Genomic DNA, 23,379 nt, shown 5'->3' on the forward strand with positions numbered 1-23,379 from the left:
GGCGGCCCCTTCACAACGTTTCGGGCAGCTCGATCACGAACCGCGTCCAACCCTGCGCGCACTCGGCGCGGATGCTTCCGCCATGGGCCTGGATGATCGAACGGGTAATCGCCAGACCCAATCCCGCATGTTCGCTGCTGCCTTCCCGTCGGGCGGGATCTGCCCGATAGAAACGGTCGAAAAGCCTGGGCAGAACAGCCGGTTCAATTGCAGGACCGGTGTTGGCGACGACGATGTGAGCCCCGGGCTGCAGCGACACACGGATCTCCCCACCTTGCGTCGTGAAACGCAGGGCGTTGTCCAGCAGATTGGACAATGCCCTGCGTAGCATATGTCGGTCACCCTCCAGCCGCGCCTCGCCTTCGCGCACCAGGCGCACCTCGGCGTCCTCGGCCAGCGGCGCGTAGTATTCCAGCAAGGCATCCAGCTCCACCGCCAGGTCCAACGCCTCGCGGTTGGGCATTAGCAGGCCGTGATCGGCCTTGGCCAGGTAGAGCATGTCATTGACCAGTTGGGCCATCCATTGCAGTTCCTCCAAATTGCCGTGCAACGCCTCGCGATACTCGTCGAGGCTGCGTGGACGGGTGAGGGTGACCTGGGTGTGGGTCAGCAGGTTGGACAGCGGTGTGCGCAGCTCATGGGCGATGTCGGCGGAAAACGCCGACAGGCGCTGAAAGGCATCATCCAGGCGTTGCAGCATGGCATTGACGGTGGTGGCCAGCTCGGCCAGCTCCTCGGGCATCTGGGCCACGGGCAATCGGGTGGTCAGGGAACGGGCATTGACCCTGGCAGCCACTTCGCCCATTTGGCGCAAGGGCCGCAGCCCGCGCCGAGCAGCCCAGGCGCCGAGCAGGGCGGTGGCCAAAGCCGAGAGGCCGACGGTCAGCCAGATCAGACGCTGCATGCCTTGCAGGAAGTGTTGGTGGTGGGTGATGTCCAGCAAGAGGGTCAATTGGGCCGAGTCTGGGCTGCCTTCGTCCAGTTGGATGCACAGGCTGCGGTAGTCAACGCCATCGGCATGCAGGGTGGTAAGCCCGGTGTGGCTGGGGGTATCTGGCAAGTCGTTGCGGCTGTCGAACCACAGCGCGCCATCCGCACCGCGGATGCGCAAGGCCAGATCGGCCTGGTGGCTCAGTTCGTTGCGAAGGGCGGGCAAGCGCGACGCCAGGTCGGCAGGGCGGGTGACGCCTTCGAGCAAGGTGCGCATCAAGGACAGCCGGCCATTGAGCAGTTGCTGGTCCAGTTCGATGAAGTGCCGTTCGCTGGCGCGGCTGAACAGCAGGCCGGCGGTCAGCGAGACGGCCGCCGTGCAAACGGCGAACAGCAGGGCCAGACGCCCGCCTAGGGACACGCGCGGCATCAGTCGTGGCGCTCCTCGAGTACGTAGCCCATGCCGCGCACGGTATGGATCAGCTTGTTGTCATGGTGATCGTCGATCTTCAGGCGCAGGCGGCGGATCGCCACCTCGATGACATTGGTGTCGCTGTCGAAATTCATGTCCCAGACTTGCGAGGCGATCAGCGATTTGGGCAGTACCTCGCCCTGGCGGCGCAACAGCAGTTCGAGCAGGGCGAACTCCTTGGCGGTCAGGTCGATACGTTGGCCGGCGCGTTCGGCGCGGCGGCGGATCAGGTCCAGGCGCAGGTCGGCCAGACCCAGTTGCGTATCCTGGCTGGAGTTGGCGCCCCGGCGAAGCAGCGTGCGCACCCTGGCCAACAGCTCGGAGAAGGCGAAGGGTTTGACCAGATAGTCGTCCGCGCCCAGCTCCAGACCATGGACCCGGTCTTCCACGGCATCGCGGGCGGTGAGGAACAGTACTGGAGTTTCCAGGCCAGCCTGGCGTACCGCCTGGAGGATCTGCCAGCCGTTGCGCCCCGGGAGCATGACATCGAGAATCAGCAGGTCATGATCGCCAGTCAAGGCCAGGTGCTGGCCGGTGTCGCCATCACAGGCGAGTTCGGTGGCAAAGCCGGCTTCGCTGAGCCCTTGGCGCAGGTATTGGCCGGTCTTGACCTGGTCTTCGACGATCAGCAGTTTCATGTCCTGTCCATAATTCGAAAAGTACGCACCTGCCTCGGTGGGGCGGGGAAGCCCGCGTTCGCAGGAGGTGACGGCTGAAATGATACGTGACTCCGGCAAGCGGCAACCAAGCTGACAAAGTTGTAATCCGACTGTCAGCTAAGCGCCAGCGGAGCCTTATAGAGTGAGTCTCATCCTGCTGCGTCTGTTTGGAGTCTTCATGAAGCACCTGTTCATCGCCGCCGCCCTGGCCCTGGTCAGCCTGCCCATTTTGGCAAGCGAAGCAAAAACCTTCGCGTTCGGCGAACCAGCCCCGGCATCCAAGGCCACTCGCACCGTGGAAGTCATACTCAAGGACATCGCCTTCGAGCCGGCCGGCCTCGAGGTCAAGGCGGGCGAGACTGTGCGCTTCGTCCTGGTCAATCAGGGCAAACTGCCCCACGAATTCAACCTGGGCGACGCGGCCATGCATGCCGCGCATCAGAAGCAGATGATGGCCATGACAGGCATGAGCATGAACCATGAAGGCATGGACCACGGTGCGATGATGGGCGGGCACGGTCATGACGGCGGCAATACGGTGCTGGTGCAGCCTGGCCAGCGTGCCGAGTTGACTTGGACCTTCCGCAAGTCTGCGCCTATCGAGTTCGCCTGCAACGTGCCGGGCCATTACCAGGCCGGCATGGTCGGGAAACTGACCATCGAGTGACTTCGACCCCAAGGCGGGATGCAAAACCGGTAGAATGAGGGCCATCACGAGTCTTCAGGTCAGGTCCATGCATCCCGCCGCCGAACATTCCCCGCTGGGCAAGTCCAGCGAGTACATCGCCACCTACACCCCTTCGTTGCTGTTCCCTATTCCGCGCGCGGCCAAATGGGCCGAGTTGGGCGTGACCGCCCAAACCCTGCCGTGGCAGGGCGTGGACTACTGGAACTGTTTCGAGCTGTCCTGGTTGCTGCCTTCGGGCAAGCCGGTGGTGGCCATCGGTGAGTTCGCCATTCCGGCCGATTCGCCCAACATCATCGAATCCAAGTCGTTCAAGCTTTACCTCAACTCCTTGAACCAGACTGTCTTCGCCTCCACCCGCGAACTTCAGGTTTGCCTGGAGAGAGACCTGTCCGCCGCCGCGGGCAAGTCTGTCACTGTTCGGGTTCGTACCTTGGCGGATGTCGAGGCCCAGGGCGTGGTAGCGCTGCCAGGCCATTGCATCGATGATCTGGATGTAAGCATCAGCAACTACGAGCAGCCCCGGCCTGAATTGCTGCAATGCGACCCGCAGCGCGTTGTCGAGGAGGCAGTGCACAGCCATTTGCTCAAGTCCAACTGCCCGGTCACCGGGCAACCGGACTGGGGAAGTGTCGTGGTGGCGTACAAAGGCCTGGCGCTGGATCATGCGAGTCTGTTGAGCTACCTGGTGAGCTTCCGCCAGCATTCGGACTTCCATGAGCAGTGCGTCGAACGCATTTATCTGGATCTCTTGCGCCTGCTCAAACCGGAGCACCTGACCGTATATGCGCGCTATGTGCGTCGTGGTGGCCTGGACATCAACCCTTACCGCAGCACCGGGGCGATCAGCCCAGACAATCAGCGGCTCGTTCGTCAGTAAGTTTGGCGTTGTCCGCGGCGGGCTCTGTTCGCGACACAAGGCCGCTCCTACAGCACGATGTCCGTAGGAGCGGCCTTGTGTCGTGAGAGGGCTGCGCAGCAGCCCCGGATGAGCAGGGTCAGATACCCATGCTGTGGAGATAGTTGGCAATATTGCGCAGTGTGGCGGTCAGGTCGGGGTGGTCGACCTCGAAGCGTTCAATGGCGAGGTTCACACCGTCAACCAGGTTGTTGTCGGGGGTGGCTTCCTCAAGCTTGAGTTGCGCCTCTATCTGCCTCGCTTCCTCGTGCAGACTGGCCAGTTCTTCGTCCGACAGCGGTACATTCCGATCCAGTTGCTCGCGCAGGCTATTGAGTCGCTCTTGCAGTTCGCGGGCGGGCATTGGGTGTTCTCCCTCTATGGCTTGGCAAGGCATGGACCTTCGCGGTGGTGCAAAGGTTCTGGCCTGTTTCCAAGCGTAATCCACCTGCAGGCGCTTTGCATGATCGGCGTCAACGACCCTGTATCAGGGCTTTTCGCCCTTGCGCCGGCGCAGGGCGATGTCCGCCAGGCATGTATCCAGTGCTTCCAGATGGTCGATCACCGAGTGTACGCCGAGTCCGAACAGCTCCAGGGTGGCCTTGCCGCGGGCCAGTTCGCGCGCCTGCTCGGTCATGGCTTGCCACTGGCTGGAGCCGACCTCGCATGATGGGCTGCTGTTGGCCAGGCCTACCGTCCATAGCCCGGCGTTGAGGGCCGATTGCAGCAGGCGCGGCTCCCCGCTGACCAGCACACAGCCGTCCAGGCGGGTGCTGCGCAGGGTCATCAACGCCTGCCAACAGGCGTTCGGCGCGGGCCAGGGGCAATCATTGAGCGCTTGCCCGGGCAGCCAGTCCGGCAACACGTTGGCCAAGCGTTTGCCCTGGCTGGCGCCCAGTTCATCGAGCCACATGCACGGTACCTGGCGTTCACGCAGGACCGACAGGATGTCCAAGGCCCCAGGGGCGGGGCGGGGAGTGCCGTTGACCGCCTGGACCAGGCAGCCACGCAGTCCGAAGAGTACGGCGGTGAAGGCAGATGCAGCTTCCATGGCAGCGTCCCTCAAATACTCCGCAGGCTAGCGGGCGCCTGTTACCGGTGGATGACATCGCAACGGTTGTTCACATAATCTTGATTAAAAATGTGTAAAGCTGCTTATCAGCCGATGAGCCTTTATACTGGCGTCTTAATTTCGCAGCGCACTCATGTGCCTGCTGCCGTCAAATCCGATGGAGAAACATCTATGCGTAGGATCGGTGCCGGAGTGATCGAGCGATTCACCCAGGCCTGTGTCTGCGCCAGCCTGCTGCTGGCGCCCGTGGCAGCCACCCAGGCGGCCACCGAGGAAGATCCCTGGGAATCGGTCAACCGACCGATCTTCAAGTTCAACGATACCCTCGACACCTATGCCCTCAAGCCATTGGCTAAGGGTTATCAGGCCGTCACCCCGCAGTTCCTCGAAGATGGTATCCACAATATCTTCCGCAACTTGGGCGATGTCACCAACCTAGTCAATGATGTGCTGCAGCTCAAGCCCCATGCCGCGGGCGTCGACACAGCGCGCCTGATCGTCAACACCACGTTCGGCCTGGGCGGCTTCTTCGACGTCGGTACCAAGATGGGGCTGCAGCGCAACGACGAAGACTTCGGCCAGACCCTTGGCTATTGGGGCTTGGGCAGCGGTCCTTATGTGGTCATTCCATTCCTGGGTCCAAGCACCGTGCGCGATGGCCTGGCCAAGTACCCGGACACCTACACCGAACCCTACCGCTATATCGACCACGTGCCGACGCGCAACTCGATCTTCGCCCTGGACGTGATCGACACCCGGGCCAACCTGTTGTCGGCAGAAAAACTGATCACTGGCGACAAGTACGTGTTCATCCGCAACGCTTACCTGCAGAACCGTGAGTTCAAGGTCAAGGATGGGGAAGTCGAAGACGACTTCTGATTCGTGCGGGTATGTAAAAAGGCGACCTTCGGGTCGCCTTTTTCGTCTTTGCTTCAATGCAGGGCCAGGATGCGCAAACCGAACTTCTGCTCGCCGCCGGGTTGATCGGCGATCCACACTACCTCGGTGCTGGCTTCCAGGCCCTTGAGGGCAGGGTGGTCGGATTCGATCCGTGCCTGCACTTTGTCACCGACCTCGAAATGTTGCTCGGCCTGTACCTGCATGCCGCCACTGGAGAGGTCGAGGCAGACGGCCGATATCACCTGGCCCGCATGCAGGAGGGTGACGCCGGCATCGATACGCATGCGAATGAAGTCGCGTTTCTCGCTGTGGTTCGTGGGGGTCTGAGGCATGCTGCATCCTTCCCATTGGGTTGCACGGATCGGCTTTCTTATAACTCTCGGTGATTTGCCCTGTAAAGTGCGGGGAAGTCGACCGTCGCATGGCTTGAAACGCTTGGCGGATGGGAGTACCGTCTGCGCCTTACAAGGCACCTCTGCCAGTTGCCGGGCCAGTTTTCTTGTCCTACAACTCAAGTAGAGAGTCGCCACAGAGTATCCCTGTAGCCGCCGTCTGCCTTGCTGACGTCGCTACGCCAACCAATCCGGCGCCGTTCGCCCACATGCAGAAAACCAGTGCAACGCTGCTGATCATCGATGACGACGACGTGGTCCGTGCCAGCCTCGCCGCCTATCTGGAAGACAGTGGCTTCAGCGTCCTCCAGGCCGGCAATGGCCAGCAGGGGCTCCAGGTCTTCGAAGAACACCAGCCCGACCTCGTGATCTGCGATCTGCGCATGCCGCAGATGGGTGGCCTCGAACTGATCCGTCGGATCAGCGAGCGGGCGCCGCAGTTGCCGGTGATCGTGGTCTCCGGAGCCGGTGTCATGAACGATGCGGTCGAGGCCTTGCGCCTGGGAGCCGCCGACTACCTGATAAAGCCCCTGGAAGACCTGGCCGTGCTCGAACACTCGGTTCGCCGCGCACTCGACCGTTCGCGCCTGGTGCTGGAAAACCAGCGCTACCGCGACAAGCTCGAGGCCGCCAACCGTGAGCTGGAAGCCAGCCTGCACCTGCTCCAGGAGGACCAGAACGCCGGTCGCCAGGTGCAGATGAACATGCTGCCGGAAAGCCCGTGGACAGCGGGCGATTTGTCGTTCGAGCACCAGATCATTCCGTCGCTGTACCTGTCGGGTGATTTTGCGGATTACTTCCGGGTCGATGAGCGACGTATCGCCTTCTACCTGGCCGATGTCTCCGGTCACGGCGCGTCCTCGGCGTTCGTCACCGTGCTGCTGAAGTTCATGACCACCCGCTTGCTGTTCGAATTCAAGCGCAGCGGCAAGATGCGCGAATTCAAGCCTTCCGAGGTGCTCAGCCACATCAACCGTGGTCTGATCAACTGCAAGCTGGGCAAGCACGTGACCATGGTGGGTGGGGTGATCGACGAGGAAACCGGGTTGATGACCTACAGTGTTGGCGGCCATCTGCCGCTGCCGGTGCTTTACACCCCGGGACAGGCTCGTTACCTGGAAGGCCGTGGCCTGCCGGTTGGGTTGTTCGAAGAGGCCAGTTACCAGGACCAGGTGCTGGAGCTGCCGTCGCGCTTCAGTCTGACCCTGATGTCCGATGGCATTCTGGACCTTTTGCCAGGGGATACACTCAAAGATAAGGAAGCGACCTTGCCGGAGATCGTCAAGGACGCGGGGGGCAGCCTGGACGGGCTGCGCCAACGATTTGGATTGGCTACGCTTGGGGAGATGCCGGATGATATCGCCCTATTGGTGTTGAGCAGGAACCTTGAATGAGTACCGGTAGAATCCAGTTCGCCGAGCAGAGCGGGACCTTTGTTCTGAAGTTCGTCGGTGAAGTGCGCCTGACCCTGTGTTCGGCGCTGGATGCAACGATCGAAAAGATCTTCACCGCGCTGAACTTCTCGGCCATCGTCATCGATCTGACCGAGACCGAGAGCATCGACAGCACCACGCTTGGCCTGCTGGCCAAACTGTCGATCCTGTCCCGGCAGAAGGTCGGCCTGTTGCCGACCGTGGTCACCACCAACCCGGACATCTCTCGGTTGCTGCAGTCCATGGGCTTCGATCAGGTGTTCAACATCGTCGATCGTCCGGTGCCGTGCCCGGAGTGCCTGACCGATCTGCCATCCCAGGACCAGAACGAAGATGTCGTGCGTTCCAAGGTGCTGGAGGCGCACAAGATCCTCATGGGGCTGAACGATTCCAACCGTGAGGCCTTCCACGATCTGGTCAGCGCCTTGGAGCGCACCTGATTCTTTCCTGTGTCGATCCCTTCGCGGGTGAACCCGTTCCCCTATCCCTCACAAGCTTTGCGGCTCGCGGTATTCCAGTGGGAGCGGGTTTACCCGTGAAGCGCCAAGCGCAGGCCGCCGCTGTCACTCTCGCTGCGTAAACTCTGTAGCTTCGTTCCCCGCGGCGCTCAGCTGGAACACCCGCGTCGGCCGCCCCTGCTCATCGAACCATACCTGCCCCAGCCCTGCGCCATTCCACAGTCGCTCACCCGCCTGGCTGCGGCTGGGTGTGCGCGGCACCACTTCCATTTGTCGGCGCTTGGTGAACCAGTTGAGTGGCGAACGCGGGGCATAGAGCCAACGGTTCAGGCGGTCCAGTACGTCCAGCAGGCGCTTGGGAAACTGGTTTTTGATACCGCTGCTGGTGATCTGCCACAGGTGCGGGCTGCGCTGACGGTGGCGGATCAACACCTCATAGACGAACGAATAGTGCACGTCGCCCGACAGGACTACATAGTGCCCAGGGGTACGCGAATGGCTGAAGATGTTGAGAATCACCTGTGCTGCGCCGCGATGGGCCATCCAGTTTTCCGCATCCACCAACAACGGGTAGCCCAGCCAACTGAACACGCGCTGGACCGTCTCGATCAGCTTGACCCCGAAGATCGGTGCCGGCGACACGATGATCGCCGAAGGATGATCCAGCAGTGCCTGCTGCAGTTCGCACAAGGCTTCCCAGTCGAGCAGGCCTGAAGGCTTTTTCAGGCTGCTCTCGCTGCGCCAGCGACGGGTGCGGGTGTCCAGCACCAGCAGTGGTGGCTCGGTGGCCAGGCTGAATTGCCAGCCCTGAAAGCGCAGCAACTGGTCGATCAGCGTGTCCTGGGCCTGGGCGTCCAGGCGTTGTTGCAGGCTGCGTTCGCCCAGGGCCTTGCACGGCTCGATCAGCGCCCGGCAGCTGTCCGGATCGTTGCCCCAGCCCTGGCAGAGCAGGTAACCGAGCAGCGCATTGCCGATGATCCGACGCGAGAAGGGATGCCCATAGGCGGTCTCTTCCCATTGCGCCGACAGGTTCCAGTCGTCGGTGATGTCGTGGTCATCGAAGATCATCAGGCAGGGCAGGTGTGCCATCACCCGTGCGACCCGATCGAGGTTGGCGGCGAATGCTTCGATCTGTGGCAATTCCTGCCGGTAGCGCGCCTGACGCTTGTCGGTCAGGCCCTCGGGCATGTCCAGGCGTACCAGCGCCCAGGGCACGGGGGACCAGACCAGCAGGTACATGGCCATGACCTCGGCGAAGGTCACCAGATGATTGTCGGCGTTGCTGCTGGAGAAGATCGGTTTGCGCTTGCCGCCGAAGAAGCGCTCGCGCAGGGTTTCGTTGCCCTGCTGGGCGGGTAGCAGGTCCGCGCGGTGGTAATAGCTGGCAGGGTGACGATACAGCGCAGCGCTGTCGGCGACCAATGCACCTTCCAGGGTCTCGCCGAACAGGCCCAGGCGTTCGATCAGCGTGTGGATGGCGCGCAGCATGGGCCCGGCGACATCATCGGCATAGACCTGGTCACCGCTCATCAGCAGCAGCGCCGGGCGTTCCTCGGGTAGCTGGCACTGCTGCAGGAGGCGGTCCGCGCACAGCAGGCCATCGGCAGCCGGGTAGTGAGGCTTGCGGCAGGAGCCATGGAGCAACTGCTCGAGGCGTTCATGCAACACGAAGCTTGGGCGTTGGCTACCGGGGTAGAGCAGGTGAGGAGCCCAGTCGGCGATCCCCTGGCCATCATCGAGCAACAGGTCATAGGGGATGGCGGTGTTGTACGGCAGTGGCTGGTCGAAGTGGATATCCAGCAGGTGAACGAAGGCCTGCGTGCCGATGGGGATCACCTCGCAGGCCAGCCTTGTCGTGACGGATGGCGCATCGAGAACGAACGTGGGGCGAAGCGGCTGTGTGGCGACCAGCCAGATTGCCAGGCGTTGAGGCTCCAGCCGGCGCAGGACGGGGCCTGCAAGGACAGGGGGAAGTGCGGTGTTCGGTGGCATCGATTGGTTTTCAGTCGTGTGTGCCCAGGGCTGGCGGGCAAGGCAGTTTGAAGGTGCCGCAAATGAAAACGGGCGGAAAATGCTCGGCATCTCCCGCCCGTAGGGCAACCCAAATATGTATCAGGCTTTTTCAGCCATCAACGCTTCCAGCTTCTCCTGATCACGGGCGAACTGACGGATGCCTTCGGCCAGTTTCTCGGTGCCCATGGCGTCTTCGTTCATCGCCCAGCGGAACTGGCTTTCGCTCAGATGCTGTTTGGCCTCGCCGGCGTTGCCTGGCTTGAGGATTCGCGGTAGTTGGCCTTGGTCATCGCTCAGTTGCTGCAGCAATTCGGGGCTGATGGTCAGGCGGTCGCAGCCGGCCAGTTGCTCGATCTGGCCGATGTTGCGGAAGCTTGCGCCCATCACCACCGTGTCGTAGCCGTTGGCCTTGTAGTAGTTGTAGATGCGCGTCACCGACTGCACGCCTGGGTCTTCGGCGCCGACATACTCCTTGCCGGTGCTTTTCTTGTACCAGTCGTAGATGCGGCCCACGAACGGCGAGATCAGGAACACCCCGGCATCGGCGCAGGCCTGGGCCTGGGCGAAGGAGAACAGCAGGGTCAGGTTGGTCTGGATGCCTTCTTTTTCCAGCTTCTCGGCGGCGCGGATACCTTCCCACGTGGAGGCCAGCTTGATCAGCACGCGATCACGCGGCACGCCGGCCTGCTCGTACAGGCTGATCAGTTGGCGGGCCTTGGCCAGCAGCGCGGGTTCGTCGAACGACAGGCGAGCGTCGACCTCGGTGGAGATACGCCCGGGAATGACCTTGAGGATGCCCGCGCCCACGGCCACGGCAAACTTGTCGCAGGCCAGGTCCACATTGCCCTTGGCATCGCTCTTGACCTGCTTGAGCAGGTCCGCGTAACCCGGGATCGCCGCGGCCTTGAGCAGCAACGATGGGTTGGTGGTGGCGTCGACCGGCTTGAGGCGGGTGATGGCGTCTAGGTCCCCGGTGTCGGCGACCACGGTGGTGAACTGCTTGAGTTGTTCCAGCTTGGAGGTCATGGGCGTGCTCTGTCCTGTGCAATGACTCGACATTACCCGAGCCCCGACGGCCACTCAAGGGCCGGCGGGGCAGGTCGGGCGAGGGAATGAAGGTTCGAGTCGAAAGCGCGCCGGGGGTTCCCTCAGCGGCCTTGCAGCAGCTCGGCGGCCTGGTCGAAGATCGCCAGGGGCTCCGGGGCTTTGTGGATGTCCGCCGACAGCAGTTGGCGGAAGCGTCGGGCGCCAGGGAAACCCTGGCCCAGGCCGAGGATATGGCGGGTGATGTGATGCATGGCGCCGCCGCTTTGCAAATGCGCGACGATGTACGGGCGCAGCTTCTCCAGCGCCTCGCTGCGGCTGACCACCGGGGCGGTGCTGCCGAATAGCTGCTGGTCCACTTCGGCCAGCAGGTACGGGTTGTGGTAGGCCTCGCGGCCCAGCATCACGCCGTCGAAGGTCTGCAGGTGCGCATGGCATTCTTCCAACGTCTTGATACCGCCATTGAGCACCAGCTCCAGATCCGGAAAATCGGCCTTCAGTCGCGCAGCCACGTCATAGCGCAGCGGCGGGATCTCGCGGTTCTCCTTGGGCGACAGGCCTTCGAGGATGGCGATACGCGCATGCACGGTGAAGCTGCGGCAACCCGCGTCACGCACCTGACCCACGAAATCGCACAGTTCGGCGTAGCTGTCACGGCCATTGATGCCGATGCGGTGCTTGACCGTGACCGGAATAGCCACCGCATCGCGCATGGCCTTGACGCAATCGGCCACCAGCGCCGGATGCCCCATCAGGCAGGCGCCGATCATGTTGTTCTGCACCCGGTCGCTCGGGCAGCCGACGTTGAGGTTGACCTCATCGTAGCCGGCATCCTCGGCCAGCCGCGCGCACGCCGCCAGCTCCGCCGGCACACTGCCGCCCAGCTGCAAGGCCAGCGGATGCTCTGTGTCGTCATGGCGCAGGAAGCGATGGGCATCGTTGTGCAGCAGCGCACCGGTGGTGACCATTTCGGTGTAGAGCAGGGCGTGCTTGGAGAGCAGGCGCAGGAAGAACCGGCAATGGCGATCGGTCCAATCCATCATCGGTGCAACGCTAAATCGCCGAGAGGGCTCAGGGCGCGTGGTTTGTGGTGTTAAGGCTGTTTCTAAGGGCATTCTGGTCTACGCATTTTTGTACCATCTTCCGGGGTTTTGAAGGCGTTTTGGGTGTGACAGTGGTGGGATGTACCACTGCTAAACGCGCTTGTACCATCGAAAATAGGGCAACGATCAGAGCAAGGAAAAAGGCCGATGGTACGGTGAGCGATACCGTCCAGATCCGCCTCGAGATAAACGGTGCCCTAGTCTACCAAGAAGCCCAGACGTTCGCCCGCAAGCAGGCAGCGCAGGCTTGGGTGAAGCGACGGAAGACCGGGTTGGTGGAGTGGTTGTCTCTGAGGTGTCTCTGCAGGTGCCGGTGGACGCGAGCAGTGATTCACTTAAGGTAGGCCATCGACCAATCAGGGCTTGCCCACCCGTTGTTCATTCGGATGCAAACGACGGTCTTTCCGCGAACCAGGCCACCGCCAACGCCTTGAACGCCTCAGCCGAAGGCGTCAACGGATAGCGCTGATCATGCGCCAGCACGATGCTATGCGTTGGCAGTTTTTCCTCGGTCGGCCGACATACCAGCGCTTGACCGTCATAACTGCGGTCACCAAACGGCCGGGTGTAGATCAGCGCAACGCCAAATCCATTTGCGACGAGGCTACGCTGCAACTCGAACGTGCGCACCCGGTGCACGACCGCGGGTGACAGATCGTAAAAGCTGAACAGGTCTAGCACATGCTGCCAACTTTGGGCCTGATCGGTGACGACCAAGGTGTATTCGGAGAGCGCCTTGAGACTGACACGCGACTGTTTGGCCAGTGGGTGATTGGCCGAGAGCAGTACCTGAGCGGTCAACTGACACAGTTGAGTGCATTGAGTGTTCGGCGGTAAACCCAGGTCGTAGGTGATCGCCAACTCAATCGCCCCCTCAGCCAGCCGCTTGCCAACATAATCGAAGCTGCCATCGCGCATATCGACAGTGACCCTTGGGCAGGACTCCTGCATCCGTCGCACGATTTGTGGCAGGCAGTAGGGCGCCAGGTCTTCAAAGCATCCTACCACCAATTCCCCGACGCACTCGCCTGCATTGGTATTGATCTCGGCAAAGGTCTGAGCTTCTGCCAGAACGCGACGGGCCTGGACCATGACGGTACGACCGAAAGGGGTCAGCGATATGCCAAGGCCACGTTGGCGTATGAAGATGGATTGCCCCAGGACCTCCTCCAGTTCGGTGATGGCCGCCGAGATGGAGGGTTGTGAAACATGAAGTTCCATGGCGGCAGTGGTCAGGTTTCCGTGCTTGGCCGCTGCGAGCGCATAGCGAAGTTGCCGCAGTGTGAACTTCATAGGTTTTACCTTTGTGATGCATCAGTACTTATTATTTTATCCTTTTTTTAGGTTATGAAATATTTCGCCCACGCAGTGCTCACCAAGGCAAGGGTCGTCAGCCAGTCTGGCGTCCCTCTTTGGGCCGGATGCCCTCGACTACTGCAATCAATGTTCTTGTTTGGGAGCGTCACAATGACAATTACAAAGGCTCTGCTGACTACGACACTTTCTTTCGGGCTGCTGGCGTCTGCTGGCGTCAGCCAGGCGGCCGGCTGGTGCGAGTCTGGCAAGCCGGTGAAATTCGCCGGCTTGAACTGGGAAAGCGGGATGCTGCTCACCGACGTGATGCAGTTCGTGCTGAAAAATGGTTATGGCTGTGAAACCGACAGCCTGCCGGGTAATTCCATTTCCATGGAAAACGCCCTGAGCAGCAACGATATCCAGGTGTTTGCTGAAGAGTGGGTAGGGCGCAGCGAGGTCTGGAACAAGGCTGCGGCGGCCGGCAAGGTCGTCGGCATCGGCTCGCCGGTGGTTGGTGCGGTCGAAGGCTGGTATGTGCCGCGTTATGTGATCGAAGGCGATGCCGGGCGCAATCTCGAAGCCAAGGCGCCGAACCTCAAGAGCATCGCCGATCTGAAGCAATACGCCCAAGTCTTCAAGGACCCGGAGGAGCCGGACAAAGGGCGCTTCTACAATTGCCCGGCTGGTTGGACCTGTGAGCTGGACAACAGCGAAATGCTCAAGCGCTATGGTCTGGAAAACGCCTATACCAACTTCCGCCCGGGCACCGGCCCGGCACTGGATGCCGCCGTTCTGTCGAGCTACAAGCGCGGCGAGCCGATCCTGTTCTATTACTGGTCGCCGACCCCGCTGATGGGCCAGGCCGACCTGGTCAAGCTGGACGAGCAACCCGGTGTGGATAAATCCGTGACCATCAAGGTTGGGGTGTCGAAGGCCTTCCATGAGCAGGCGCCGGAACTGGTGGCGGTGCTCGAAAAGATCAATCTGCCGATCGACCTGCTGAACCAGAACCTGGCGCGCATGAGCAAGGACCGTATCGAGTCGCCCGAGCTGGCCAGGTTGTTCCTCAAGGAACACCCCGAAATCTGGCACAGCTGGGTCAGCGAAGACGCTGCCAAAAAGGTAAGCGCAGCACTCTGAGCCTGTGGGGTCGTCCGGCTCCTGCCGGACAGGCCACGCGACAGTCCGCTCCATGCACTTGCTCGAGACAATTCCATGTTTCCGAAAAACTTCACATTTTCCATTGCCGACTGGGTCAATGGCTGGGTCGATGCGCTGGTAAGCAACTACGGTGACGTGTTCCGGCACATTTCCGACACCCTGTTATGGGCCATCGTCAACCTCGAAGGCCTGCTACGCGCAACTCCTTGGTGGCTGGTCCTGGCCATCGTCGCGGGCATTGCCTGGCACTCCACCCGTAAAGTCGTGACCACGGTGGTGATCGTCGGCTTGCTGTTCCTGGTCGGTGCGGTAGGCCTGTGGGACAAGCTGATGCAGACCTTGGCGCTGATGCTGGTGGCCACGCTGATCTCGGTCCTGGTCGGCATTCCGCTGGGTGTCCTTTCGGCGCGTAACGATCGGCTGCGGGCGGTGCTGATGCCATTGCTCGACATCATGCAGACCATGCCCAGCTTCGTGTACCTGATTCCGGTCCTGATGCTGTTCGGCCTGGGCAAGGTGCCGGCGATCTTTGCCACCGTCATCTATGCCGCTCCGCCGCTCATTCGCCTGACCGATCTAGGCATTCGCCAGGTGGACGGCGAGGTCATGGAGGCGATCAATGCCTTTGGTGCCAATCGCCTGCAGCAACTGTTCGGCGTGCAGTTGCCACTGGCATTGCCGAGCATCATGGCCGGGATCAACCAGACCACCATGATGGCCCTGTCGATGGTGGTCATCGCCTCGATGATCGGTGCTCGTGGCTTGGGTGAAGATGTGCTGGTCGGCATCCAGACCCTGAACGTGGGCCGCGGCCTGGAAGCGGGCCTGGCCATCGTGATTCTGGCGGTCGTGATCGACCGTATTACCCAGGCCTATGGCCGGCCACGGCATGGGGTGGGCAAATGAGCGACAAGCCGATGATGAACAAGATCGAAGTCAAGCATGTCTTCAAGGTTTTCGGTGCTCGCGCCGAAGATGCCCTGCAAATGATCCGCCAGAAAAAAGCCAAGGATCAGGTGCTGGCCCAAACCGGCTGCGTGGTCGGGGTCAACGATCTCTCGCTGTCCATCGGCAGCGGCGAGATCTTCGTGATCATGGGGCTGTCGGGTTCGGGCAAGTCGACCCTGGTGCGTCATTTCAACCGTCTGATCGAGCCGACCAGCGGCGAGATCCTGGTCGATGGCGAGAACATCCTGCAATACGACATGCAAGCCCTGCGCGAATTCCGCCGGCACAAGATCAGCATGGTGTTCCAGAGCTTTGGCCTGTTGCCGCACCGCACCGTGCTGGACAACGTCGCGTATGGCCTGAAAGTCCGTGGTGAGAGCAAGGCCATGTGCGCTGAGCGAGCGCTGCACTGGATCAACACCGTGGGCCTCAAGGGCTACGAAAAATCGTACCCGCATCAGTTGTCGGGTGGCATGCGTCAACGCGTCGGCCTGGCCCGAGCCTTGGCCGCCGATACCGACATCATCCTCATGGACGAAGCCTTCAGTGCGCTCGATCCGCTGATTCGCGCCGAAATGCAGGACCAGTTGCTTGAGCTGCAGAAAACCCTGCACAAGACCATCGTCTTCATTACGCACGATCTGGACGAAGCGGTGCGTATCGGCAACCGGATTGCCATTCTCAAGGACGGTCGCCTGATCCAGGTCGGCACACCGAAGGAAATCCTCTACCAGCCTGCGGACGAATACGTCGATCGTTTCGTGCAACGCCGCGTAGCTTCGCTTTAAGGAACCACGTGTATGTCGATTGCCGAAAGAATCATCATCGCCGAAGCGCCTATGCGCTGGCAGGATGTGGTAGCCGTGGCGCGGCATGGGGCGAAGCTTGAGCTGGCCCCGTCGGCCTGGGCGCGGATCGAGAACGCTCAGGCGATCGTCCAGCGCATCGTTGCCAGCGGTGAGCGCGCCTATGGCGTCAATACCGGGCTTGGCGCCCTGTGCAATGTGTCGTTGCAGGACGAACAACTCAGCCAGCTGTCGCGCAACACCTTGCTCAGCCATGCCTGTGGCGTGGGTACGGCGCTGTCGGACGAACAGACCCGGGCGATCATGTGCGCGGCGATCATCAATTTCTGCCAGGGCCGTTCCGGCTTGCAGCGCAAGGTGGTCGAGGCGCTGCTGACGCTGCTCAACGAGCACATCACCCCGCAGGTGCCGAAACAGGGGTCGGTGGGCTACCTGACCCACATGGCCCATATCAGTATCAGCTTGTTGGGCGTCGGCCAGGTCAGCTACCGTGGCCAGATCGTGCCGGCGCAGCAAGCCTTGGCCGAGGTCGGCCTGTCACCGCTGAAACTGGGAGCCAAGGATGGTCTGTGCCTGGTCAACGGCACCCCGTGCATGACCGGCCTGGCCTGCCTGTCCCTGGACGACGCCACGCGCTTGAGCCAATGGGCCGATGTCATCGGCGCCATGAGCTTCGAGGCCCTGCGTGGCCAGTTCGATGCCTTCGACCCTGAAATCATCGCGATGAAACCGCACCCGGGCATGCAGCGTGTGGGCAGCAACTTGCGCCGCCTGCTGGACGGCAGCGAGATCATTGCCAGCAGCCGTGGCATTCGCACCCAGGATGCCTTGAGCATTCGCTCGATTCCGCAGGTGCATGGCGCCGCGCGCGATCAGTTGGCACACGCGGCGCGGCAGATCGAGACCGAACTCAACTCCTCTACCGACAACCCGATGTTGCTGGGTACACCCGAGTCGTACCGGGTGGTTTCCCAGGCCAATCCGCACGGCCAGTCCGTGGCCATGGCGGCCGACTTGCTGGCCATCGCGGTGGCCGAAATCGGGGCCATTGCCGAGCGTCGTCTCGATCGCCTGATCAACCCGTTGGTAAGCGGTTTGCCGGCTTTTCTGGTCAGCCAACCGGGTGTGAATTCGGGCATGATGATTGTCCAGTACGTGGCCGCTTCACTCTGTGCGGAAAACCGTCAGTTGGCACAACCGGCAGTCATCGACAACTACGTCACCTCCGGGCTGCAGGAGGACCACTTGAGCATGGGCACCAATGCCGGGTTGAAGCTGCACCGGGCTCTGGAGAACTGTACGCAGATCCTCGCCATCGAATACCTGTTGGCGGCCCAAGCGTTCGAGTTCCTCAAGCAGCAACGCTTTGGCGCCGGTACCGACATTGCCTGGCGGTTGTTGCGCGAACGGGTCCCGGCCTATGCCCAGGACCGTTGGCTGGCCCCGGATATCGCCAGCAGTGCATCGATCCTGAAGGATCCGGTCCTGCTTGGCGCTGCATTCCCCGACCTGTTGTGACAGATGTAAGCGCCTGACGGTCCCATGGCTTCGAATCGTGCAGGTCACATGCCGATGCAATGTCGGCAAAGTGCCAGCTGAGAGAGCGTTGGGCGTGACAATCGTTCTTCTGCTTGGCGGCGTTGTGCTTGGCTTTGGAAAACCAAGGCGCCGGAAGACGCCAGGCAGATTCGATCGCAGACGTACCATCCCCGCGTCGGTTTCAGAATGAGCCCTGTCGCTTGGGCGCAACCTTCCAGCGCCAGGGGTGCCATGCTTGCAGGATGCCTACGGACCCACTGCGCGCAGACGCAGGGCCTAGGTACGGAGGGCGCCCGGTGACCATGTGACCGTGACATGGACGGTGCGCCGCAGCAGAAGACGCCGGACGCTTGCCCTGCAGCGGTCCGTGATGCCGAGGTCCGCTGTATGCCTGAAGAGACGCTTCACCTGCCATTGATCCAGCGCGTGCTGGAGCGCTACAAGGACACCGCCGGTGCCTTGCTGCCGATCCTCCATGCCATCCAGGAAGACGCAGGCTACGTGCCTGACGTCGCCGTCCCTGAAATCGCCCATGCCCTGAACCTCAGCCTGGCTGAGGTGCGCGGGGTGATCAGCTTCTATCACGATTTCCGTACTTCGCCCCCGGCGCGCCATACCTTGCGCCTGTGCCGGGCCGAGTCCTGCCAGAGCCGGGGCGCCGAGGCGCTGGCCGCGCAATTGCGTGAGCAGTTGGCGCTGGACGATCACGGCACCACCGCCGATGGCGCCATCAGTCTGCGGCCGGTGTATTGCCTGGGTGCGTGCGCCTGTTCGCCAGCTCTGGAACTGGACGGGCAACTGCACGCGCGCCTGACTCCTGAGCGCCTGAGCGCCTTGGTCAACGGCTGCCGGGAGGAAGAAGCATGCTGAAGCTATTCGTTCCGTGCGATTCGGTCGCCCGCGCGGTAGGCGCCGACCAGGTCGCCGATGCACTGGCCCGCGAGGCCGAGCGCCGACAGCTGCCGGTGGACATTCAACGCACCAGCTCTCGCGGCCTCTATTGGCTGGAGCCGCTGGTCGAAGTGGAACAGGCCGGCGAGCGCTTGGGCTTTGGCCCGGTTGCCGCCGAAGATGTGCCGAGCCTGCTGGATGCCTTGGTGAGCGAGCCGGCGGGCCATTCGCTGGCCCTGGGGCCGGTGGCCGAGATCCCGTATCTGAAAACCCAGCAGCGCTTGCTGTTCGCCCGTGCCGGTATCACCCGGCCCTTGTCGCTCGAGGACTACCGCGCCCACGGGGGCTTCGAAGGCCTGACCCGGGCCGTGGCGCTCGATGGCGCGGACGTGGTCGCGGCGGTGCTCGACTCTGGCCTGCGTGGCCGGGGGGGGGCGGCATTCCCGGCAGGTATCAAGTGGCGCACCGTACGTGACGCGCAGGCTGCGCAGAAGTACGTGGTCTGCAATGCCGACGAAGGTGACTCCGGCACGTTCGCCGACCGCATGCTGATGGAAGGCGACCCCTTCCTGCTGATCGAGGGCATGGCCATCGCCGGCCTGGCCGTCGGTGCCACCAAGGGCTACATCTATGTGCGTTCGGAGTATCCGGATGCGATCCGTGCACTGAATGCCGCTTTCGACATCGCCCGCGCGGCAGGCTACCTGGGCGATGACGTCGCCGGCAGCGGCCTGGCCTTCGACCTGGAAGTGCGGGTCGGCGCAGGCGCCTATATCTGCGGCGAGGAAACCGCGCTGCTCGAGTCCATCGAGGGCAAGCGGGGGATCGTGCGGGCCAAACCACCGTTGCCAGCCCTCGAAGGCCTGTTCGGCCTGCCAACCTTGGTGCACAACGTGCTCACCCTGGCCTCGGTGCCGGTGATCCTGGCTAAGGGTTCGGCGTTCTATCGCGACTTTGGCATGGGCCGCTCGCTGGGTACCATGCCGTTCCAACTCGCTGGCAACATTCGCCACGGCGGGCTGGTGGAGCGTGCCTTCGGTCTTACCCTGCGTGAGTTGGTGGAAGGCTACGGTGGCGGCACGGCCAGTGGCCGGCCGCTCAAGGCCGCACAGGTGGGCGGGCCGTTGGGCGCCTGGGTGCCGCCCAGTGGCTTCGACACGCCGCTGGACTACGAGGCCTTCGCCGCCATGGGCGCGATGCTGGGCCACGGCGGTGTGGTGGTGGCTGACGACACGCTGAACATGGCGAGCATGGCCCGCTTTGCCTTGCAGTTCTGCGCCGAGGAATCCTGCGGCAAATGCACCCCTTGCCGGATTGGCTCGACCCGCGGCATGGAAGTGGTGGATCGGCTGATCGCCAGCACCGACATGGCCGAGCGTGAAGACCAGGCGCTGTTGCTGCGCGACCTGTGCGACACCCTGCAGTACGGCTCACTCTGCGCCATGGGCGGGATGACCTCGTACCCGGTGGCCAGTGCCCTCAAGTATTTCCCTGCTGACTTCGGTCTGACCACCACGGAGGCCGCCCAGTGATCAATTTCTTCGACCCCACCAACGACCTCGACCTGGGAACCCCCGCCCGCGAAAGCGACGTGCAGGTCAGCCTGGTCATCGATGGCCGTGAGATCAGCGTGCCCGCCGGCACCTCGGTGATGCGCGCCGCGGCCTTGCTTGGCACCACTATTCCAAAACTGTGCGCCACCGACAGCCTGGAAGCCTTCGGCTCCTGCCGCATGTGCATGGTCGAAATCGAGGGCATGCGCGGCTACCCGGCCTCGTGCACGACGCCGGTGAGCGAAGGCATGGTGGTGCGGACCCAGACCTCGCGCCTGGCCGATCTGCGGCGCAATGTCATGGAGCTGTACATCTCCGACCACCCGCTGGACTGCCTGACCTGTTCGGCAAACGGCAACTGCGAATTGCAGACGGTCGCGGGCCAGGTCGGCCTGCGCGAGGTGCGCTACGGCTACGACGGTGCCAACCACCTGGAGGAGAAGAAGGACGTCTCCAACCCGTACTTCGACTACGAGCCGAGCAAGTGCATCGTCTGCAGCCGCTGCGTGCGCGCCTGCGAAGACATCCAGGGCACCTTCGCCCTGACCATCACCGGTCGTGGTTTCGAGTCCCGCGTGGCGGCGGCCGGTGGTGACGACTTCCTGAGCTCCGAGTGCGTGTCCTGCGGCGCCTGCGTGCAGGCCTGCCCGACCGCGACCCTGAGCGAGAAGAGTCTGATCCAGCTGGGCCAGCCCGAGCGTGCGGTGATCACCACCTGCGCCTACTGCGGCGTGGGCTGTTCGTTCCGCGCCGAGATGAAGGGCGACCAACTGGTGCGCATGGTCCCGGACAAGAACGGCGGCGCCAACCATGGCCACGCCTGCGTCAAGGGCCGCTTCGCCTGGGGCTATGCGACCCACCCGGATCGCGTCACCAAGCCGATGATCCGCAAGCACATCAACGACCCGTGGCAGGAGGTCAGCTGGGACGAGGCGGTCAACTATGCCGCCAGCGAGTTCCGGCGTATCCAGCTCAAGCATGGACGTGACTCCATCGGCGGCATCACCTCCAGCCGTTGCACAAACGAAGAAGCGTACCTGGTGCAGAAGCTGGTACGCGCCGCCTTCGGCAACAACAACGTCGATACCTGCGCGCGGGTGTGCCATTCGCCGACCGGCTATGGCCTCAAGCAGACCTTGGGCGAGTCCGCCGGTACCCAGAGCTTCGACTCGGTGATGCAGGCCGATGTGATCCTGGTGATCGGCGCCAACCCCACCGACGCCCACCCGGTGTTTGGCTCTCAGCTCAAGCGCCGGCTGCGCCAGGGCGCGCGGCTGATCGTCATCGACCCACGGCGCATCGACCTGGTGGATTCGCCCCACGCCCGCGCCGAGTTGCACCTGCAACTGCGTCCGGGTACCAACGTGGCCATGCTCAACGCCCTGGCCCATGTGATTGTCACTGAAGGCTTGGTGGACCAGCCGTTCGTCGATGCTCGCTGCGAGGCGCAAGACTTCGCCCGCTGGCGTGATTTCGTCAGCCTGCCGGAAAACGCCCCGGAGACGCTTGGCCCGGTGTGCGGCGTGCCTGCCGAGCAGATCCGCGAAGCCGCCCGCTTGTACGCCACCGGCGGCAATGCGGCGATCTACTACGGCCTGGGGGTCACCGAGCACAGCCAGGGCAGTACCGCGGTGATGGGCATCGCCAACCTGGCCATGGCCACCGGCAACGTCGGCCGTGAAGGCGTGGGCGTGAACCCGCTGCGGGGACAGAACAACGTGCAGGGCTCCTGCGACATGGGCTCGTTCCCTCACGAGCTGCCGGGCTACCGGCACATCTCCAACGAAACCGTGCGCGCCGAGTTCGAACAGGCCTGGGGCGTGACCCTGCAGCCTGATCCGGGCCTGCGCATTCCCAACATGTTCGAGGCGGCCCTCGATGGCAGCTTCAAGGCGCTCTACTGCCAGGGCGAAGACATCGCCCAGAGCGACCCCAACACCCAGCACGTGACCGCGGCCTTGATGGCCATGGAGTGCGTGGTGGTGCAGGACATCTTCCTCAACGAGACGGCCAAGTTCGCCCACGTGTTCCTGCCGGGCAGCTCCTTCCTGGAGAAGGACGGCACCTTCACCAATGCCGAGCGCCGCATTTCGCGGGTGCGCAAGGTCATGGACCCGCTGGCCGGCAAGGCCGACTGGGAAGCCACCGTCGCCCTGGCCAACGCCCTGGGCTATCGGATGGACTACCGTCATCCGTCCGAGATCATGGACGAAATCGCCCGCCTGACGCCGACCTTCCACCGGGTCAGCTATGCCGAGATCGACCGCCATGGCAGCCTGCAATGGCCGTGCAACGACGCAGCGCCCGACGGCACCCCGACCATGCACATCGACCAGTTCGTGCGTGGCAAGGGGCGCTTCATGCTCACCGGCTACGTGCCTACCGACGAGAAGGTCAACAGCCGCTTCCCGCTGCTGCTCACCACTGGCCGTATCCTCAGCCAGTACAACGTCGGCGCCCAGACCCGACGTACCGGCAACGTTGCCTGGCACGCCGAAGACCGCCTGGAGATCCACCCCAACGACGCCGAGGCCCGTGGCATCAGCGACGGCGACTGGGTAGGCGTGGGCAGCCGGGCAGGGCAGACCGTACTGCGTGCCAAGGTCAGTTCCCGGGTAGCACCGGGGGTGGTGTACACCACCTTCCACTTCCCCGAATCCGGCGCCAACGTGATCACCACCGACAACTCCGACTGGGCCACCAATTGCCCTGAGTACAAAGTGACGGCGGTGGAGGTGGTCAAGGTGTTCCAGCCCTCGGAATGGCAGAAGCGCTATCAGGCGTTCAGTGACGAGCAACAGCGCCTGCTCAAGGAGCGTCGCCAGGCCGAGAAATCCGAGAAAGCCGAGGTGCGTCGATGAGCGGTCATGACAGCCTGGTCAAGATGGCCAACCAGATCGCCCAGTACTTTGCCAGCGAGCCTGACCGGGCGCTGGCAGTGCAGGGCGTGAGGCAGCATTTGCAAAGCTTCTGGACGCCGGCGATGCGTCGGCAACTGGGGGAGCGGCTACAGGCTGATGGCGGGGAGGGGGTGGATCCGCTGGTGAAGGAGGCGCTGCAGCAGGCGGCGTGAGGCCGTAGACCAGCAGGGCTGCTTTGCAGTCCGATCGCGGGGCAAGCCGGGGC

General features: G+C 62.8%; 22 protein-coding genes and 1 pseudogene. 14 read left to right on the top strand and 9 right to left on the bottom strand.

From position 1 onward, the window contains the following. Positions 1-10 precede the first annotated feature (10 nt). Together HMPREF3173_RS00140 and HMPREF3173_RS00145 are read right to left on the bottom strand one after the other, a co-directional pair. Positions 11-1,363, bottom strand: coding sequence for a heavy metal sensor histidine kinase (locus HMPREF3173_RS00140; protein ID WP_070571031.1), 1,353 nt, complete (start codon positions 1,361-1,363; stop codon positions 11-13). Next, a complete protein-coding gene (locus tag HMPREF3173_RS00145) occupies positions 1,360-2,040 on the bottom strand; it encodes a heavy metal response regulator transcription factor (RefSeq protein ID WP_043212887.1) in 681 nt (226 codons plus the stop codon). Before HMPREF3173_RS00145 ends, HMPREF3173_RS00140 begins: the two co-directional genes overlap by 4 nt. A 199-nt stretch (positions 2,041-2,239) precedes the next feature. On the opposite strand from HMPREF3173_RS00145, the gene HMPREF3173_RS00150 reads away from it, so the two are divergent. Continuing rightward, positions 2,240-2,728, top strand: coding sequence for a cupredoxin domain-containing protein (locus HMPREF3173_RS00150; RefSeq protein WP_070571032.1), 489 nt, complete (start codon positions 2,240-2,242; stop codon positions 2,726-2,728). Positions 2,729-2,795: 67 nt separating this feature from the next. Then, positions 2,796-3,626 (top strand): NADPH-dependent 7-cyano-7-deazaguanine reductase QueF, encoded by an 831-nt coding sequence (gene queF / locus HMPREF3173_RS00155; protein ID WP_070571033.1) that lies wholly within the window; start codon positions 2,796-2,798, stop codon positions 3,624-3,626. A gap of 118 nt (positions 3,627-3,744) precedes the next feature. Here the strand turns inward: queF and HMPREF3173_RS00160 are convergent, their stop codons facing one another. Both HMPREF3173_RS00160 and HMPREF3173_RS00165 read right to left on the bottom strand, forming a co-directional pair. Next, positions 3,745-4,008 carry a DUF4404 family protein gene (locus HMPREF3173_RS00160; protein ID WP_043212894.1) on the bottom strand — a complete coding sequence of 88 codons (264 nt, stop codon included), beginning with the start codon at positions 4,006-4,008 and terminating at the stop codon, positions 3,745-3,747. A 123-nt stretch (positions 4,009-4,131) separates the two neighbouring features. Beyond that, complete coding sequence (locus HMPREF3173_RS00165; RefSeq protein WP_070571034.1) at positions 4,132-4,695, bottom strand: HAD superfamily inactivated hydrolase PcrP; 564 nt, start codon at positions 4,693-4,695, stop codon at positions 4,132-4,134. Positions 4,696-4,887: 192 nt separating this feature from the next. On the opposite strand from HMPREF3173_RS00165, the gene HMPREF3173_RS00170 reads away from it, so the two are divergent. Continuing rightward, positions 4,888-5,595, top strand: coding sequence for an MlaA family lipoprotein (locus tag HMPREF3173_RS00170; RefSeq protein ID WP_043212899.1), 708 nt, complete (start codon positions 4,888-4,890; stop codon positions 5,593-5,595). Positions 5,596-5,648: 53 nt separating this feature from the next. Here the strand turns inward: HMPREF3173_RS00170 and HMPREF3173_RS00175 are convergent, their stop codons facing one another. Continuing rightward, positions 5,649-5,948, bottom strand: a complete 300-nt coding sequence (locus HMPREF3173_RS00175) for a PilZ domain-containing protein (RefSeq protein WP_043212901.1) — start codon at positions 5,946-5,948, stop codon at positions 5,649-5,651. A 269-nt stretch (positions 5,949-6,217) separates the two neighbouring features. Between HMPREF3173_RS00175 and rssB the strand changes: the two genes are divergently transcribed. Both rssB and rssC read left to right on the top strand, forming a co-directional pair. Continuing rightward, positions 6,218-7,402 carry a two-component system response regulator RssB gene (gene rssB, locus HMPREF3173_RS00180; RefSeq protein ID WP_043212903.1) on the top strand — a complete coding sequence of 395 codons (1,185 nt, stop codon included), beginning with the start codon at positions 6,218-6,220 and terminating at the stop codon, positions 7,400-7,402. Beyond that, positions 7,399-7,881 carry an anti-sigma factor antagonist RssC gene (gene rssC, locus HMPREF3173_RS00185; RefSeq protein ID WP_008099230.1) on the top strand — a complete coding sequence of 161 codons (483 nt, stop codon included), beginning with the start codon at positions 7,399-7,401 and terminating at the stop codon, positions 7,879-7,881. Before rssB ends, rssC begins: the two co-directional genes overlap by 4 nt. A 123-nt stretch (positions 7,882-8,004) precedes the next feature. Here the strand turns inward: rssC and HMPREF3173_RS00190 are convergent, their stop codons facing one another. From HMPREF3173_RS00190 to dusA, 3 genes are all read right to left on the bottom strand, one after another. Then, positions 8,005-9,891, bottom strand: a complete 1,887-nt coding sequence (locus HMPREF3173_RS00190; RefSeq protein WP_070571035.1) for an alkaline phosphatase D family protein — start codon at positions 9,889-9,891, stop codon at positions 8,005-8,007. Between the two features lie 120 nt (positions 9,892-10,011). After that, positions 10,012-10,938: a transaldolase gene (gene tal / locus HMPREF3173_RS00195; RefSeq protein WP_070571036.1), complete on the bottom strand. Its 927-nt coding sequence runs from the start codon at positions 10,936-10,938 to the stop codon at positions 10,012-10,014. Positions 10,939-11,060: 122 nt separating this feature from the next. Then, positions 11,061-12,071 carry a tRNA dihydrouridine(20/20a) synthase DusA gene (gene dusA / locus HMPREF3173_RS00200; RefSeq protein WP_070571037.1) on the bottom strand — a complete coding sequence of 337 codons (1,011 nt, stop codon included), beginning with the start codon at positions 12,069-12,071 and terminating at the stop codon, positions 11,061-11,063. Between the two features lie 95 nt (positions 12,072-12,166). Between dusA and HMPREF3173_RS24745 the strand changes: the two are divergent. Next, positions 12,167-12,334: pseudogene (locus HMPREF3173_RS24745) on the top strand (site-specific integrase); the annotation flags it as partial. Between the two features lie 103 nt (positions 12,335-12,437). Here the strand turns inward: HMPREF3173_RS24745 and HMPREF3173_RS00210 are convergent. Further along, positions 12,438-13,352, bottom strand: coding sequence for a LysR family transcriptional regulator (locus HMPREF3173_RS00210; RefSeq protein WP_070571039.1), 915 nt, complete (start codon positions 13,350-13,352; stop codon positions 12,438-12,440). A gap of 174 nt (positions 13,353-13,526) precedes the next feature. On the opposite strand from HMPREF3173_RS00210, the gene HMPREF3173_RS00215 reads away from it, so the two are divergent. The 8 genes from HMPREF3173_RS00215 to HMPREF3173_RS00250 all read left to right on the top strand — a co-directional run bounded on the left by HMPREF3173_RS00215 (position 13,527) and on the right by HMPREF3173_RS00250 (position 23,326). After that, complete coding sequence (locus HMPREF3173_RS00215) at positions 13,527-14,495, top strand: ABC transporter substrate-binding protein (protein WP_070571040.1); 969 nt, start codon at positions 13,527-13,529, stop codon at positions 14,493-14,495. 75 nt (positions 14,496-14,570) lie between these two features. Next, the gene (locus HMPREF3173_RS00220; protein WP_070571041.1) at positions 14,571-15,422 is read left to right on the top strand and encodes an ABC transporter permease; all 852 of its coding nucleotides are present in this window, start codon (positions 14,571-14,573) and stop codon (positions 15,420-15,422) included. 11 nt (positions 15,423-15,433) lie between these two features. After that, positions 15,434-16,252, top strand: a complete 819-nt coding sequence (locus HMPREF3173_RS00225; RefSeq protein WP_371906654.1) for a quaternary amine ABC transporter ATP-binding protein — start codon at positions 15,434-15,436, stop codon at positions 16,250-16,252. A 12-nt stretch (positions 16,253-16,264) separates the two neighbouring features. Continuing rightward, positions 16,265-17,788, top strand: coding sequence for a histidine ammonia-lyase (hutH, locus tag HMPREF3173_RS00230; RefSeq protein ID WP_070571042.1), 1,524 nt, complete (start codon positions 16,265-16,267; stop codon positions 17,786-17,788). A gap of 408 nt (positions 17,789-18,196) precedes the next feature. Next, complete coding sequence (locus HMPREF3173_RS00235; protein ID WP_043212943.1) at positions 18,197-18,679, top strand: formate dehydrogenase subunit gamma; 483 nt, start codon at positions 18,197-18,199, stop codon at positions 18,677-18,679. After that, complete coding sequence (locus HMPREF3173_RS00240; protein ID WP_043212921.1) at positions 18,673-20,232, top strand: formate dehydrogenase beta subunit; 1,560 nt, start codon at positions 18,673-18,675, stop codon at positions 20,230-20,232. Before HMPREF3173_RS00235 ends, HMPREF3173_RS00240 begins: the two co-directional genes overlap by 7 nt. After that, positions 20,229-23,114, top strand: a complete 2,886-nt coding sequence (gene fdhF, locus HMPREF3173_RS00245; RefSeq protein ID WP_070571043.1) for a formate dehydrogenase subunit alpha — start codon at positions 20,229-20,231, stop codon at positions 23,112-23,114. Before HMPREF3173_RS00240 ends, fdhF begins: the two co-directional genes overlap by 4 nt. Continuing rightward, positions 23,111-23,326 (top strand): formate dehydrogenase subunit delta, encoded by a 216-nt coding sequence (locus HMPREF3173_RS00250; RefSeq protein ID WP_070571044.1) that lies wholly within the window; start codon positions 23,111-23,113, stop codon positions 23,324-23,326. The genes fdhF and HMPREF3173_RS00250 overlap by 4 nt, the downstream gene beginning before the upstream one ends. Positions 23,327-23,379 lie beyond the last annotated feature (53 nt).

It is taken from the genome of Pseudomonas sp. HMSC08G10, from assembly GCF_001808425.1.
In the GTDB taxonomy this organism is placed as follows: domain Bacteria; phylum Pseudomonadota; class Gammaproteobacteria; order Pseudomonadales; family Pseudomonadaceae; genus Aquipseudomonas; species Aquipseudomonas guariconensis.